Source organism: Paenarthrobacter aromaticivorans, assembly GCF_019038615.1.
GTDB lineage: Bacteria > Actinomycetota > Actinomycetes > Actinomycetales > Micrococcaceae > Arthrobacter > Arthrobacter aromaticivorans.
On sequence record NZ_JAHOPC010000003.1, the window covers coordinates 29,940 to 45,504 of the forward strand.

The 15,565-nt window shown below is 61.6% G+C and carries 11 protein-coding genes; 1 reads left to right on the forward strand and 10 read right to left on the reverse strand.

Going from position 1 to position 15,565, the window contains the following annotated elements; all coding sequences use genetic code 11:
* Window positions 1–10 precede the first annotated feature (10 nt).
* A complete protein-coding gene (smc, locus tag KSW38_RS06830; RefSeq protein ID WP_216923856.1) occupies window positions 11–3,595 on the reverse strand; it encodes a chromosome segregation protein SMC in 3,585 nt (1,194 codons plus the stop codon).
* A 367-nt stretch (window positions 3,596–3,962) separates the two neighbouring features.
* Here smc and KSW38_RS06835 point away from each other — a divergent pair, with 367 nt between their 5' ends.
* A complete protein-coding gene (locus KSW38_RS06835; RefSeq protein WP_216923857.1) occupies window positions 3,963–8,705 on the forward strand; it encodes a DUF4082 domain-containing protein in 4,743 nt (1,580 codons plus the stop codon).
* A 143-nt stretch (window positions 8,706–8,848) separates the two neighbouring features.
* Here the strand turns inward: KSW38_RS06835 and KSW38_RS06840 are convergent, their stop codons facing one another.
* The 9 genes from KSW38_RS06840 to coaD form a co-directional block, all read right to left on the reverse strand.
* Complete coding sequence (locus KSW38_RS06840) at window positions 8,849–9,886, reverse strand: TolB family protein (protein WP_216923858.1); 1,038 nt, start codon at window positions 9,884–9,886, stop codon at window positions 8,849–8,851.
* The gene (locus KSW38_RS06845; RefSeq protein WP_254186189.1) at window positions 9,883–11,211 is read right to left on the reverse strand and encodes an MFS transporter; all 1,329 of its coding nucleotides are present in this window, start codon (window positions 11,209–11,211) and stop codon (window positions 9,883–9,885) included. The genes KSW38_RS06840 and KSW38_RS06845 overlap by 4 nt, the downstream gene beginning before the upstream one ends.
* 8 nt (window positions 11,212–11,219) lie before the next feature.
* A complete protein-coding gene (locus tag KSW38_RS06850) occupies window positions 11,220–11,927 on the reverse strand; it encodes a hypothetical protein (RefSeq protein WP_216923859.1) in 708 nt (235 codons plus the stop codon).
* On the reverse strand, window positions 11,924–12,358 hold the full coding sequence (locus tag KSW38_RS06855; protein WP_216923860.1) for a hypothetical protein: 435 nt from the start codon (window positions 12,356–12,358) through the stop codon (window positions 11,924–11,926). The genes KSW38_RS06850 and KSW38_RS06855 overlap by 4 nt, the downstream gene beginning before the upstream one ends.
* 46 nt (window positions 12,359–12,404) lie before the next feature.
* Window positions 12,405–13,361, reverse strand: a complete 957-nt coding sequence (mutM, locus tag KSW38_RS06860) for a bifunctional DNA-formamidopyrimidine glycosylase/DNA-(apurinic or apyrimidinic site) lyase (RefSeq protein ID WP_216923861.1) — start codon at window positions 13,359–13,361, stop codon at window positions 12,405–12,407.
* A gap of 19 nt (window positions 13,362–13,380) precedes the next feature.
* Window positions 13,381–14,091: a ribonuclease III gene (gene rnc / locus KSW38_RS06865; RefSeq protein WP_216923862.1), complete on the reverse strand. Its 711-nt coding sequence runs from the start codon at window positions 14,089–14,091 to the stop codon at window positions 13,381–13,383.
* A 23-nt stretch (window positions 14,092–14,114) separates the two neighbouring features.
* Window positions 14,115–14,318: a 50S ribosomal protein L32 gene (gene rpmF, locus KSW38_RS06870; protein WP_011775139.1), complete on the reverse strand. Its 204-nt coding sequence runs from the start codon at window positions 14,316–14,318 to the stop codon at window positions 14,115–14,117.
* Window positions 14,319–14,351: 33 nt separating this feature from the next.
* Window positions 14,352–14,879, reverse strand: coding sequence for a YceD family protein (locus KSW38_RS06875; protein WP_216923863.1), 528 nt, complete (start codon window positions 14,877–14,879; stop codon window positions 14,352–14,354).
* Window positions 14,880–15,062: 183 nt separating this feature from the next.
* The gene (coaD, locus tag KSW38_RS06880) at window positions 15,063–15,545 is read right to left on the reverse strand and encodes a pantetheine-phosphate adenylyltransferase (RefSeq protein WP_216923864.1); all 483 of its coding nucleotides are present in this window, start codon (window positions 15,543–15,545) and stop codon (window positions 15,063–15,065) included.
* Between the last annotated feature and the right edge of the window lie 20 nt (window positions 15,546–15,565).

A 15,565-nucleotide genomic window follows, 5' to 3' on the forward strand; every position in this document is an offset into this window, starting at 1 on the left:
TCTCATAAAGCTATGCCCCGGCACCGAGCCGTTGGCTGATGACGGTGGACACCCCGTCGCCGCGCATCGTGACGCCGTAAAGGGCATCGGCCACTTCCATGGTGCGCTTCTGGTGTGTGATGACGATCAACTGGCTGGACTCCCGGAGCTCTTCGAAGATCGTGATGAGCCGGCCCAGGTTGGTGTCGTCCAAGGCCGCTTCCACTTCGTCCATGACGTAAAACGGCGACGGCCTGGCTTTGAAGATCGCCACCAGCAGTGCCACAGCGGTGAGTGAACGTTCGCCGCCGGAGAGCAGGGACAATCTCTTGATCTTCTTACCTGCCGGCCGGGCTTCGACCTCGATGCCAGTGGTCAACATGTCGTTTGGATCCGTCAGGACCAGCCTGCCCTCGCCTCCTGGGAAGAGCCGCGCGAAGACGCGGTCAAACTGGGCCGAAGTATCGGCAAAGGCTTCGGTGAAGACCTGCTGGACGCGGTTATCCACTTCCTTGATGATGTCCAGCAAGTCCTTCCGGCTGGACTTGAGGTCCTCCAGCTGCGAACTGAGGAACTGGTGACGCTCCTCAAGGGCGGCAAACTCTTCCAGGGCCAGAGGGTTGACCTTTCCCAGTGCCGCCAGTTCCCGCTCAGCCTTTTTGAGCCGTTTCTCCTGCTCCGCCCGGTCAAAGGGAATTCCTTCCACCAGCGGTGCACCCGTTTCGTCCACAGGCGCACGGAGTTCCGCCCACTTGTCAGTGGTTGCGCCGGCTGGCTGAGGGACAAGTTGATCCGGGCCGTAATCTGCAACGAGTTGTTCGGCCGATAGCCCGAGTTCCTCGATAGAACGGGCCTCCAACGCCTCGATTCGAAGACGCTGTTGGGTCCTGGCCATCTCGTCCTTGTGCACGGAGTCGGTAAGTTCGGCGAGTTCCTTGGCGAGGTCATCGTTTCCGGAACGCACGCCGGACAGTTCCTTCTCCAGTTGCTCACGCGCTTGCTCGGCAAGGTCGCGTTCATGGCCGGCGAGATCCACTGAGATATCGATGAATCGAAGCACCTGCTCAACTGCCGACACCACTGCACCAGCACGTTGGGCTTGGGCGCGCCGCCTCTGCGCCCGGCGGGCGGCCTCTTCACGGGCCCGCCGCTCTGTGGCTGCTGCACGTTCCAGGGAGGCAGCCCGGCCAGCGATGGCCCCCACTTGTTCTTCGGCGGTGCGAAGGGCCAACCGAGCGTCCATTTCGTTGGAACGGGCCAACCGCGCCTGCGCCGAGAGTTCATCCCGCTGGTCCGTGGATGGTTCCTCATCCGGAGCTTCCTGGGCGGCGGCGAGCCGCTCAGCCGCAACTTCAAGGTCCAACCGGGCTTCTGCGATATTCGCTTCCGCACGCGCCAGTGAAGCCTCCAGGCGTTCGCTTTCACCCACCGCACTGCGAAGAAGTGAGTTCAAGTGCCCCAGGCGCTCTGCCACGGCAGCAAGGCGGGCATCGGATTCATGCAGCCTTTCCAATGCCGCATCAGCCCGGTCCTGGGCTTCGGCGCGACGAGCTTCAGCGCCAGCCAGGGCAAACCGTCCCCGCTCCAAGCGTGCCGTAACTTCGTGGAGCCCGGCCACGGCGTCGTCCACTGCTGCCTGGATCTCCAGCAGGGAGGGCGCCGTGGCTGAACCGCCCTGGACCGTCAGTGCAGTGAAGACGTCGCCTGCACGGGTGACCACCTTGATTTCCGGGTGTCCACCAATCAGCGCTGCCGCACCTGCCGTATCATCGACGACGGCGATCCCAGCCAGCAGGGCCAAGGCACCCTGGGCGGCTGGTTCCGTGACCTTAAGGACGTCCACTGCCCATCTGCTGCCAGCCGGCAGCTCCAAGGGGAACGCCGCATCACCAGCCCCGCGGCCGACGTCGGCCAGGAGCAACGCAGCCCTGCCGGCGTCGTCCTCTTTCAACTGTTGGATCGCGGCGACGGCGACAGTGGAGTCCCCGACCACGAGGGCGTCCGATGCAGAGCCCAGTGCCGCTGCTATCGCGGCCTCATAACCGGGCTCAATAGCCAGCATCCCGGCAAGGGGCCCCAGAATGCCCTGGACATCGCCGGAAAGCAGATGCTCCGAGCCGTCCTTGCGATTCAGCCCCAAAAGAAGTGCATCGCGGCGGGCGGTCAGGGCATCCCGCTGGCGAAGTGCTTCCCGTTCTGCGGATTTCAGCTCTTCGATCTCCGCCAGCACGGCGTCCAGGGCCTCGGTGGCATTCTCGTACTCGGCGTCAAGACTCTCTTCGCCATCTTCAACCCCTGCAACCTGCGATTCGAGTGCTGCGAATTCGCTCTGGGCGTGGCGGCGTCGCTCGTTGCCCGCGGCCAGTGATTCGCGGAGGCGGCCACGCTCGGCCTCCGCCGCTTCTGCCCTGGAGCGTGCCGCCGCGACCTGGCCCGCGAGCCTGGCGAGTCCTTCACGACGGTCTGCCGCTGCCCTTAGCATGGCCGTCAGCCGTTTGTCCTCGGCGGCTGCGAGCGCCTCCGCAGAATCCTTAGCCACTGTTGCTTCCAGGAGGACGGCCTGCTTGGCCAGGATGTCATGTTCCAAGGCGGCCTGTTCGCCGCGGGCCTTCGCCGCCTGGCGCTCCAGTTGTTCGGGGTCCCGGCCCGAGTCCGGCACAGCTTCTGAGGAGCCCAACAGCCGGCGACGCTCTGCTGCGAGGGAGCCCAGCGAGCGGAGCCGCTCACGGCCTGCAGACAGCTGGTACCAGTTGTCCCGTGCTGCGTTCAGCCGGGGGGTCGCTTCCGCTGCTTGCTGTTCCAATGCGGCCTGGCGTCGCCGACCGTGGCCCAGTTCAGACTCGACCACCTGGCGGCGTTCCTTGAGGGCGGCTTCGTCTGCGACGTCCTGTTCCAGGCTCGATGTCAGTGCAACAAGGTCGTCGGCGAGGAGGCGGGCGCGGGCATCCCTGACATCGAACTGGACTGTCTGTGCACGCCGTGCGATTTCTGCCTGCTTGCCCAGGGGTGTTAGTTGGCGGCGGATCTCTGCGGTGAGGTCGCCAAGCCGAGCAAGGTTGGCCTGCATGGCTTCGAGCTTGCGGACGGTTTTTTCCTTGCGGCGGCGGTGCTTGAGGATCCCGGCTGCTTCCTCGATGAAACCGCGGCGGTCTTCGGGCGTCGCGTGTAGCACGCGGTCCAGTTGGCCTTGGCCCACTATCACGTGCATCTCGCGTCCCAGTCCTGAATCGGACAAAAGCTCCTGGATGTCCAAAAGCCGGCACGGCGCACCGTTGATGGCGTATTCGGATCCTCCCGTCCGGAAAAGGGTCCGGGAAATGGTGACTTCGCTGTACTCAATGGGAAGCGCGTTGTCCGCGTTGTCGATGGTCAGGGAAACGTGCGCCCGCCCCAAAGGAGGCCTGCCGGACGTGCCGGCAAAAATGACATCTTCCATCTTTCCACCGCGCAGCGTCTTGGCACCTTGCTCCCCCATCACCCATGCCAAGGCATCCACGACGTTGGACTTACCCGAGCCGTTCGGACCGACGACGGCGGTGACGCCGGGCTCGAAGTCGAACGTCGTGGCCGACGCAAACGACTTGAATCCGCGGACAGTCAGACTTTTCAAATGCAAGGCGGTTCGGTTCTCCTGGGTGGCCTGTTGTCAGCCCTTGGGGGCGGCTGTATCTCCCTAAATCTACTGCCGTTTGGCCGAAATCCATGGATCTGTAACGGGAAAGCCTTGCGGCAAGGATGCCGCGCCCCTACACTCCTGCCAAGGGTTACTTGGCGGATTCGCTCCGGTGATCCGGCTTTGACCTGAAGGTCCCTCGGGTAAAGGCTGGATACGGTCCAGATATTCGGAAACGATCATCCAAGTGCAGGACCCATATTCCATAACTGAAGATCTTGGTTTGACCCTGGCTGGGGAGCGGCAAGCAGGGACCGTGCGCTAAACGCGGACCCATATTCGCAATTGGCGTACCACTCCAGGAGTTCTGATGACCGGTCCTTCAGCTACCCGACCACAGCAAGTCCTCAAAGGCTTCCTCTTGCCTTTGGTGATTGCCATGGTTGCAGCTTTGCTGCCTCTTACTGCCCCGGCGGCCGTCGCAGCGGGACCTTGCGACCCCGGTATGAACCCCGTGGTGTGTGAAAACTCCAAAGCCGGAAGTCCACCTTCAGAGTGGGACATAGCCGGCGCCGGGGATGCCGGGATACAGGGATTTTCCACGGAGATCAGTGTCAACGCCGGGCAGCCGATCAAGTTTAAGATCGATACGAACGCCGCCAACTACACGATCGCCATCTACCGCACAGGCTGGTACGGGGGTAACGGCGCCCGGAAGATTGCCGATGTGACACCCTCGGTACTGCGACAGAACCAACCCCAATGCATCAGCGATCTGACCACCGAACTCTATGACTGCGGCAACTGGGCCGTTTCAGCTACCTGGCAGGTTCCGTCGACAGCCGTCTCGGGCATTTACATAGCTCTTCTCACACGGCCTGACAACGGAGACCAGAGCCACATCACGTTCATTGTGCGAAACGATGGCAACCATTCCGACGTCGTCTTCCAGACCTCCGATACCACGTGGCAGGCGTACAACGGTTATGGCGGTTCCAACTTCTACCAGGGCGCGGCCAACGGCCGGGCCTACAAACTCAGTTACAACCGTCCCATGGATACCCGTGGCGGGATCGGCGGGCGGGACTTCTACTTCGCCAATGAGTATCCGATGGTCCGCTTCCTGGAGCAGAACGGGTACGACGTCAGCTACATAAGTGGTCTGGATACCGACCGCAGCGGCGCCCAGTTGCTTAACCACAAGGTCTTCCTGTCAGTGGGCCACGATGAATACTGGTCCGGCCCCCAACGCGCCGCCGTCACCGCGGCCAGGGACGCGGGGGTAAACCTGCAGTTCCTCTCCGGCAATGAGATGTACTGGCGCACGCGTTTCGAGGCCTCGACGGTTGACGGGGGCGCTGGCCGCACTTTGACCTGCTACAAGGAGACGTGGGCCAACACCAAGAGCGACCCAAGCACCCAATGGACTGGTACGTGGCGTGACCCACGGTTTGCTTCGCAAAGTGCTGGCGCAGGCTTACCGGAAAACGGGCTTACCGGGACTCTCTATATGTCCAACTACACCGATCTCCCCGTAACCGTATCCGCAGAGGAAGGGAAGACGAGGCTGTGGCGAAATACTTCCCTGACTTCGCTGCCTGCAGGTTCCTCGGCTGCTTTGGCCCCCCACACCATCGGATATGAGTCCAACGAGGACCTGGACAATGGTTTCAGGCCGGCAGGGCTGATCCAGCTGTCCACCACAGTTGGGGACGTTGATCAGTACCTGCAGGATTTCGGCAACACGGTCAAACCGGGCCGCACAACACACCACCTGACTCTGTACCGTGCCCCCAGTGGTGCCTTGGTGTTCTCTGCCGGCAGCGTCCAGTGGACCTGGGGCCTGGACCAGGAACATGATGGCGGCGGCGCAGCGGCCGATCCCCGGATGCGGCAGGCCCAAGTCAACCTGCTCGCAGACATGGGTGCTCAACCCGCTACACGGGCAGCCGGCATAGCCGCCGCAACGGCCAGCACGGACCTGACCGGGCCAACCGTCACCATTGCCGCACCAGCCAACGCTGCCACCATCGCCCACGGAACAAGCGTCACCGTATCCGGTACTGCTTCAGACACCGGCGGCGGCGTTGTGGCCGGCGTCGAGGTGTCAACCGACGGTGGCGCGACGTGGCACCCGGCACAAGGGAAGCAAAACTGGACCTACAACTACATCCAGAAAGGCCTCTCATCGGCCACTGTCCAGGTACGGGCCATCGATGACAGCGCCAACATTGGTGCCACGTCCACCCGGAACCTCACAATCACCGGCCCCTACAGCGTCTTTGGCCAGACTGTCCCCGCCATCCAGGACGCCGGCGACGCCGGGGCCTATGAACTCGGACTGCGGTTCTCACCAACCGTAGATGGTTTCGTCACGGGTGTGAGGTTCTTCAAGAGCCAGGCCAATACAGGAACGCACATCGGTTCACTCTGGAGCAGCTCCGGCGAGCGCCTGGCCACGGCCACTTTCACCAACGAAACAACCTCCGGCTGGCAGCAAGTCCTCTTCAGCCAAGCCGTCCCTGTGGCAGCAGGCCAAACGTACACAGTTTCTTACTGGGATCCGAACGGCCACTATGCCAGCAAGGAATACCAGTGGGCCTACAGCGGTTCAACGGAAGCACCGTTAACAGTTGCCGGCGGCTTCGGTGCCCAGCCTGCGGGCGTCTACAGCGGATCGGGATTCCCGATCGCCAGCCACAACGGCGGCCACTACTTCGTTGACGCTCTTTTCAGCACGGTTGACACCACGCCGATGACGGTTTCCGGACAAAATCCTTACCCGTCCTCTTCCAGCGTTTCCGTCAATACCAAGGTCAGTGCCGTGTTCTCCAAACCAGTCACTGCATCCAGCGTCCAGCTGACGTTGAAGTCCGCCTCCGGGACCGTGGCGGGCACCACCGCGTACGACTCCGCTACGCGTAGGGCGACGTTCACGCCATCATCTGCCTTGGCTTTCAGCACGACGTACACGGCGACCCTCGCCGGCACCGATTCGATCGGCGGATCGGTAACTGCGGGCGGAACCTGGTCCTTCACGACGGCGGCAACCCTGCCGGTCGCCGGGGATTGCCCGTGCAGTCTCTTCGATGACAGCGTTACCCCTGGAATCGCCGAGATCCGGGACGGAGTTCCACTAACGCTTGGCGTGCGTTTCTACAGCGTCAGGGCCGGCGAAGTCACCGGCGTCAGGTTCTATAAGTCGGCCGGCAACACCGGCACCCACAATGGGGCCCTGTACACCGCGGCCGGACAACAATTGGCGACAGTAACCTTCGCCAATGAGAGTGCTTCCGGATGGCAAACAGCGATCTTCGGCCAGCCTGTCCAGATCGCTGCCAACACGCAATACATCGTCTCCTACACATCGCTGACCGGCACATACTCGGCCACCACAAATGGCTTCGGTTCAGGCATGAGTGTTGGGCCCTTGCGGACAGACTCGGATGCTGGTGCTTACACGTACAGCGGAGGCTTCCCCGCTTCCAGTTCAACCGCCAGCTACCTGGTTGACGTGGTCGCCATGATTCCACCGCCCGCCTTCACGGCAAGCGCACAGTCGCCTTTGCCCGGCGCATCCAGTGTCCCGCTGGACACCAAGGTCAGCGCCGTACTGTCCGAAGCAGCCACACCGTCAAGCGTCACGCTTGGAGTGAAAACAGCCAGTGGCGCCGCCGTAGCCGGAACAACGAGCTATGACCAAACAACGCGCCAGGTGACGTTCACCCCCGCCTCGCCTCTCGCCGCGGGTACGTCATTCACGGCCACTCTGGCTGCAACATCGGCTGCCTCCGGGCAGCAGTTGACTGGAGGCACTTGGACCTTCACCACAGTTCCAGCCCCTCGTGTTCCGGGCTCGTGCCCCTGCACCCTGTACCAGGACAGCGTCACACCGACGACTGCCGAGGTTGATGATGGTACACCGCTGACGCTGGGCGTCCGCTTCTCCAGCGACACTGCAGGCCAGGTGACGGGCATCCGCTTCTACAAGTCCGCTGGAAACACCGGAACGCATACGGGTTCGCTGTACTCTGGTGCCGGGCAGCTCCTTGCATCGGTCACGTTTACCAACGAGTCCAGTATGGGTTGGCAGACAGCAACCTTCAGCCAACCAGTTAATATTGCCGCTGACACTGAATACGTTGTTGCGTACAAGTCTCCGACCGGCAAGTACTCCTACACCGCCAACGGCTTCGGTGAGGGTCTCACCAGCGGACCCCTGCGAACCGCGTCAGACGCAGGCGCGTACTCTTACAGCAGCGATTTCCCGAACGTGCCCTCCACGGCAAGTTATCTGGTGGACCTGGTGCTCACGGTGCCGGAACCTCCACTGACGGTCACGGCCCAGGTGCCGGCACCGGGCGCTACGGGCATCCCTGCCGACGTCAAACCCTCAATAACGCTCTCCGCTGCTATTCGATCCGGGGCATCGATGACGTTGACTGCCAATGGCGCGTCTGTAGCGGGAACCACCGCGTTGTCAGCAGACAGCAAGACCGTGACGTTTACCCCGACAACGGCCCTGCCCAGCAGCGCGTCAGTATCCGTCAGCGTGACGAACGTGGTTTCGCAACAGGGGCAAACCCTGCCGCCAACCAGCTGGCAGTTCACTACAGCCAGCCCCACCGTGCAACAGTCCACCATCTTTGGGTCGCTCCTACCGCAAGTGGCCTCCGCTTCGGAAACGAAAGCGGTGGAACTGGGGACCGCATTCAGCGTCTCCCAGGCAGGCAACGTGACAGGCATTCGTTTCTATAAAGGCACCGGGAACACCGGTACCCATGTTGGGTCGCTGTGGAACGCGGCCGGCACCCGCCTGGCACAAGTGACCTTCGTCAACGAGACAGCAACCGGATGGCAAACAGCCACACTGTCCACACCAGTGGCACTGGCTACAGGTCAGAGGTATGTAGTCTCCTACCGGGCACCCAATGGCAGGTACTCCTACACCACCGGCTTCTTCAACCAAACGTGGACCAGTGGCGTCTTCACGGCTTCCGGTCCCGATAATGGCGTGTATCGGTACGGTGCCTCTGGGACAATGCCAAACAATTCCTGGAATGCCACGAACTACTTTGTAGACGTGGTCTACTCCATCCAATCCGGCGGCTAGGTCCGCCTCCGAACTGCTGGCGTCCGGCCCCCTGAACTCCAGGGCCGGACGTCGGCATTTAACGTCAGCAAACAAGCTTCAACGCAACGCGTACTCACCGGCCAGGCTTATTCACCGGACCAAGTCTTCAACGCACCATGTCTTCAGCGGACTACGCTCGGCGACCACGCATGGGGGATAAACAGGCTTGGCTGTGACGCGGTATCCGTTGCCAGCTTCCAGATATTGCTGTCACCTGGGGTATTTTCGTCGGCCAATCCGTAAAGGACGTTTTGATTGTCCAACCATTCAATCTGGTCATCCACGCTTCGCTTCTCGGGCAGGACGGTTTCCTGTCCGGTAGCGAGGTCAAGGACAGCGACATTCCAATGCGCAGTCAACGTCCCGCCGTCGTTCTTCTTGTAGGCGATTCGCGTGCCGTCAGGAGAGATGGAAGGGCACTCGACGTTATCGTGGACCGCAGTCAGGGTCTTGGCCGACAAACTGCCACGAACAAGCCAGATCCGCCCGGCGGAAGCCGCAGTCGCGTAGAAGACGTCGCTTTGCCCAGGCGCAAAGGTGACCCCCCAGATGTTTCTGTCCGTGGCCTGCAAGCGCTCGCCGTTGACTATCAGGGCGAAGTCCTCCAGATTCCCCGAACCACCTGAACCAGCCGCCGTGAAGTTGATTTCAGTCGCGGTGGAGAACCCTGCTGTGGCATACGAGTGGCCGGTAACGAACACAGTTGTTGCAATCATGGATCCGTCTGGACTGGTTCGTGTCCGGCTCGGTATTCCCGGCAGGGGCCATGCCCGCTGCTGCTGCCAGTCTCTATTAAGGACGGCCGCTTCGAAGGCAGTCACAATCCCCCGGTTCGTCCTGAGGCAAACCACTGTAACGGCAGTTCCGTAGACCCTGTCACAGGCCTGTTCGCTGACAGCACGCGTGCCGCCAGGGTTCGAGAGCGGCACCGTGGCCGCATTACCGTACCCCTGTCCGCCTGCCGTGTTCCGGAACAGGACGAAGGGGACACCAGGCAGTGGCTGGCCCGCAGTAACACCCACAGAGGGCGCAGCCGTACGGCTCTCCTCGAAACGCTGATAGGCGCCAACCGCATAAATGCCCGCTGCCGCAAGCACCAGCAATGTGACTGCCAGGAGAATGCCCCAACGCAGTTTCCCTCCCGTGAGGGTGCTCATCATGCGTTGACCGGCTTTGGCTTGGCTCCAGGCAGAATGAAGACGACCACAACCACGGCGCATGCCAACAACGCTCCGGCTGCAACCATGGCTGTGGAGGCTCCTACTGCGTACCAGAGAACGCCAAAGCCGGCCGAGGCCGTCATCCGGCTCAACGCAACCACAGTCTGTGCAGAGGCGATACCTGTGGCAAGCTTCCCTGGTGGAGTCAACTGGCTGGCCAGTGCCGCCAGCACACCGTCAGTGGCTGCGTAGAACCCGCCAAGAAGGATCAGGCAACCCAGGGTGCTCCATAAGCCACCGAACGGGGCCGCCGCCAGCAAGTAGCAGGCAAGCAGCGCGATGTGGCCGCCCACGAAGACCGGCACCCTGCCCACCCTGTCAGCCAGCCGCCCCAGCGGAATCGCAAACGCCAGGAACACGATGTTAGTGCCGACGAAAAGCAACGGAAACCACTGCACGGCGAAGGAGTCCCGGTCCTGCAACACGAGGTAGATGAAACCGTCACCAATGGTCAGCAAGCCAAGGAGACCCGCAGAGATCAGTAACCTTCCCAGGCCTGGCTCCCGCAGGTGGCTCCACGAGAACGCGAAGAGCCGGCGTCGCTGCTTCGGGAGGACGGCTGTTTGCCCTGCGCCTTCGATCCCCTTGAGGCCTTCGATCCCCTTGAGCCCATCCGCCCGCAGGTCCGGCACCACCAGCCCCAGAACTGCAACGCCGATAACCGCAAAGGCCAGGGACACCACAAAAACGGTGCTGAAGCCATTGGGGATCATGAGCAGCACTAGGAAGGCAATCATCGGCCCCGCAGCCGCCCCGATGTTGTCCAGCATCCTGTGTACGCCAAAGGAACGGGCCAGGTGTTCCGGTTGCGCTGAAACAGTGATCAGCGCGTCGCGTGGCGCCGTGCGAATGCCTTTGCCGATCCTGTCCCCGGTCACAATCGCGGCTACCGCCCAGAACCCTCCTGCGAAAAGGAATCCTATCCTGGCGAGCATGGACAACCCGTAACCAGCCAATGCGATGCGTTTTGGGTGTCCGCTGCGGTCCGCAGCCCAGCCCGCGGCGATCCTGACAAGTGCGCTCGCGCCCTGGTTGATGCCGTCGATGAATCCGAAGGCGATGGTCGAAAGGCCCAGGAATCCTGTCACATACAGCGGGAGGATTGCCGTCACAGACTCTGAGGACACATCCGTCACCATGCTGACAAGGCCTAGCCACAGGATGACCGGAGACAAACGAAACGGCACCTCGCTGGATAGTGCCGTTGTGGCTCCCCTGGGTTTTTCCCGTTTGCCACCGCTGCGATCCGAAAGTGAGATGTACATAGGTGCCCCTAGTCCGCCGTCGTGTGCAGGCTGCCCAAAAGCTGGAAGCGTGAAACGCCGGTTCCAGTCACCGAAACTGACACCGTCACCGTGTCCGTACCGCGCACGAACCTCGCGGCCACAGCTCCGTCCGGTGCGGGCGCATCCTCGGACCAGAAGCCTTGCCCGACCAACGACTGGCGGAAGGCTCCCAGAACCTCCTCCTGAGACGTGCCCACGACTCCGTCCGCCGTCAGCTGCAGGACGTTGCCCGAAGTGGAAATACTGGTGGAGCCCACGGTAGTCCCGGCCGGCATGGTCACAACGCTGCTGGGCCAGCCCTCTACCAGTGAGCCCTTCGCTGTGGCGGATTTCGGCAATGGACCAGTGATGAGTGGGGCCGGTGCAGACGGCACCGGGAGCCCGGTGGGTGTGGCTGTCACAGGAGGCAGGACCTCCAGCGGCTTTGCTGTTGTTCCACCGTCGCCTGAACCGTCCGCTGGACTGCTTGCCGAACTGCCTGACGTCGGACCGCCCGACGTCGGACTGCCGGAGGGAGGCGCACTGGCGCTGCCGGAAGCGTTGCCGTTCGACGGATCCCCGCCAGGACCCGACGATACGGAGCTCTGGGCCGTTGCCGGTCCGGGTTTCGAAGCCATCTGGTCCAGCACGAGGGCTACCGCGGCGATGAGGACGGCGAGGCAGATGCCCGCGATCACCAAGCGCCGCGCCATCATGGCTTGCCCGTACTTGCCGCGCCGCCGAGGAGCTCGTTGGCCTTCGCCTCAAGCCCGTCGTCGACGAAATCGTAAATGAACGATGCCAGCCAAATCACCACGGTCGCGGCGATCCAGCCCAAGATGCCGTTGATGGTGAAACCGTTCGAAAAGATGCTTGTTACCACAAGAATTGCCAGGGTGGCCAGGAGTCCCGCAGCCATCGTCACTGCCTTGCTGAGGACCCGCTTACGCCCGTCTGCCCGCTGCGCGTGGCGGCGGTGGAACATGGCCAGGATCAAGGGCTTGACTAAAAGCGTGGCCGCCGTGAACACCACGACGGCCCAAAGAAACCCGGCTCCCAAACGGACCCCGGGAAGAACTGACGCCACCCACAACGTGATGGCGTTGAAAACCAGTGCGATGGCGATCCGAACCGCCAAGCTTTTCATGGGGACAGTCTGCCATTGCGATCCGGATTCCGGAACAGTTTTGGCCCTACCAACGCCCATTTCGCGGCCGTGGCTGGCAAACCGGACACGTGTAGGACGAGCGGTTCATGAATTGCTCACGTTTGATGATGCTCTGCAAGCCTGCTGCCTCGCAACGGCTGCACAACTCGCCTGCGCGTCCGTAGGCGTTGAGAGAGCGGGCGAAGTATCCCGAATCGCCGTTGACGTTGACATATAAGGAGTCAAAGCTCGTGCCTCCGGCAGCCAACGCCGCATTCATGACCTCTTGTGCGGCCTGCACAAGCCGGGCGGCATCACGGCGCCGCAACGTGTCGGTAGGTCTTGCGTAATGGAGGCGGGCGCGCCACAGGGCCTCGTCAGCATAGATGTTGCCGATCCCGGAAATCACCGACTGGTCCAGCAATGCCCGCTTCAGGCCTGTTTTTCGGCTCTTTACTTTGCGATAGAAGGTGTCAAAGGAAAAGCAAGGGTCCAGCGGGTCCCTGGCAATGTGGGAGGCTTCCTCGGCGATTTCGGGCAGGGGCGTCTCTCCCAAACCTCCAGGGCCGCCGTCGGAAGTTGGCACCAGGGACGTCACGAACAGGCCACCGAAAATGCGCTGGTCCACGAATCGCAGTTGCTCCGGCATGCCGTCCACCGGGCTGAGGCAGATTCTGACTTTGAGATGCTTCTCGTCAGGGACATGGGGGTCCTGCATGAGCAATTGTCCGCTCATCCCCAGATGAGCCATGAGCGCTACCTTGGGCAGCGTGCTGTCAACGGAACCCAGGGTGTCCATGGCGAGCGGCATCCAAAGAAACTTACCGCGCCGGACGACGTCCATTACCGTGGCGTGCTCAAGATTCCCGATGAAGTCCTCGGTGCCGAGGCCATGCCTGCGGATGGAGCGGGCGTCAAGGACGTCAACCGCGGTGATCGTACGGCCACGGACCCAGCGGGCCAGGCCACGGCGAACCACTTCTACTTCGGGAAGTTCAGGCATTGGGTCTGTGGACTCGGCTTCAGGCGGAAGCGGGTCCGGCCGGAGCTTGGTCCAGCGCAGTCAGGGCGCGCCAAGCGTCAGCGGCAGCTTCCTGCTCGGCTTCCTTCTTCGAATGGCCAGCGCCGCGACCATAAGGAGTCCCACCAATGTTCAGGACAGCCTCGAATGTACGAGCATGATCCGGGCCCGAGCCTTCCACGGCATAGTGGATTGCTCCGAGTTGGCGGCTGGCGGTCAGTTCCTGGATGCTCGTCTTCCAATCGGTGCCGGCTCCAAGGGCGCCGGCGTCCTTCAGGAGCGGGCCCACAAGGCGCATCACCAGCTGGCGTGCCGTTTCGATGTCGTTGGAGAGGTAGGTGGCGCCAATGAGCGCTTCCATGGTATCCGCGAGGATCGAGGCCTTGTTCTTGCCGTCGGTGAGCTTCTCGCCCTGTCCGAGGTATATGAACTCGCCCACACCAAGCTCGCGACCAATTCCTGCGAGGGCGCGCGTGCTCACGACGGCGGATCGCCGCTTTGCGAGCTCACCTTCAGGCAGCGCTGGGTTCTCGCGGTAAAGCGAATCGGTCACAGAGAACCCCAGAATGGAGTCGCCGAGGAACTCGAGACGCTCATTGGTGGGAATCCCGCCGTTCTCATACGCATATGAGCGATGTGTCAGAGCAAGACGAAGCGTCTCGGTGTCAATGGAGACACCGAGACGCTTCAGAAGCTCTTCAGTTGAAGACATCCTTTGTCAGCCTATTGGGCAGATTAGGCGTCTGCTACCTTGCGGCCCTTGTATTCAAGGAACAGCGCGGTGCCGGCAGAGTCAGTGACGACCTTTGCCTGGTGCGGCAGGCTGTAAGTAACCTGACCGTTTTCGATGGTCTTGACCAAGTTGGGGGCAGTTGCCTTCCACTGGGCACGGCGGGCGCGTGTGTTTGCGCGAGACATTTTCCGCTTGGGAACAGCCACGGCTATCTCATTTCTCTCTTAGTCCAACACTTACTAATCAGTTTGCCGGTCAGTCTTAGCCAGATCAGCTAGGGCAGCCCAGCGAGGGTCAATGACCTCGTGGTGGTGCCCCGGCTCGTCTTCCAGGCGTACTCCACATTCGGAGCAAAGGCCCTGGCAGTCTTCCCGGCACACCGGCTGGAACGGCAGCATAGTGACAACTGCGTCCCGCAACACCGGCTCAAGATCGATCAGATCGTGCTCGACTCGACGTTGCTCTTCATCGTCTTCTTCGTCCGAAAGCTCGACGCCTTCATAGAAGAAAAGTTCTTGCACATTGACTTCAAGGTCATACGCAAGGGGATCCAGGCATCGACCGCATTCGCCGGTTACTTCGACGATTACGGATCCTGATACCAGAATTCCTTCGTGTACGGCCTCAAGGCGAAGATCCAACTCGACATCCGAGCCTTCCTTCACGCCAATGAGCGCCACACCAAGGTCACTTGGCGCAGGTACATGTTCGTTGAGTGTCCGCATGGTCCCTGGACTGCGTCCAAGGTCCTTGACTACCAGCGCCAAGGGCGAACTTGCATCTCGCTTAATGAGAACTCCTGTAGAACATATGACCGACGTACCATCTTAGCCTGATCAAGCCTGAGGACTCAAACCGGTGCCGGGCGCGCGAAGAGCGTCACGGTTTCAGCTGGGATCCACCGCAAGAAGCTGCGAGGTACCTATAAAGACTACCCCCTTGCGGGAGGGTTACGTTCCAGACTCGCCAGCGAGGAGCCGCTTCAACACGGATTTCGGTACGAAATCGGAAATGTCGCCGCCCAAGACATTGACCTCTTTGATCAAGGTGGAAGAAAGGTGGACGTAATGCGCTTCTGCCGGCAGGAAGACGGTTTCGACGCCGGTAAGCTGACGGTTCATGGTGGCCATCGGCAATTCGTAGTCAAAGTCCGAAGACGAGCGAAGGCCTTTAACAATTGCCGAAATACCCCGATGCCGGCAGTACTCGGCCAACAGCCCCTCCCCCATCGGCTCAACGATGATGCCACGCAAGGACGCCAGAGTCTCGCGGGCCATCTCCATCCGGTCTTCGAGGCTAAAGCGGTACTTCTTGGCGTAGTTGGTGGACACGGCCACGATGACTTCGTCAAACAGGCCAGCCGCCCGCGCGATGACTTCGAGATGTCCGTTGTGGATAGGGTCAAAGGATCCAGGGCATACCGCACGTCTCATGAGACGAACCTACCCCATAG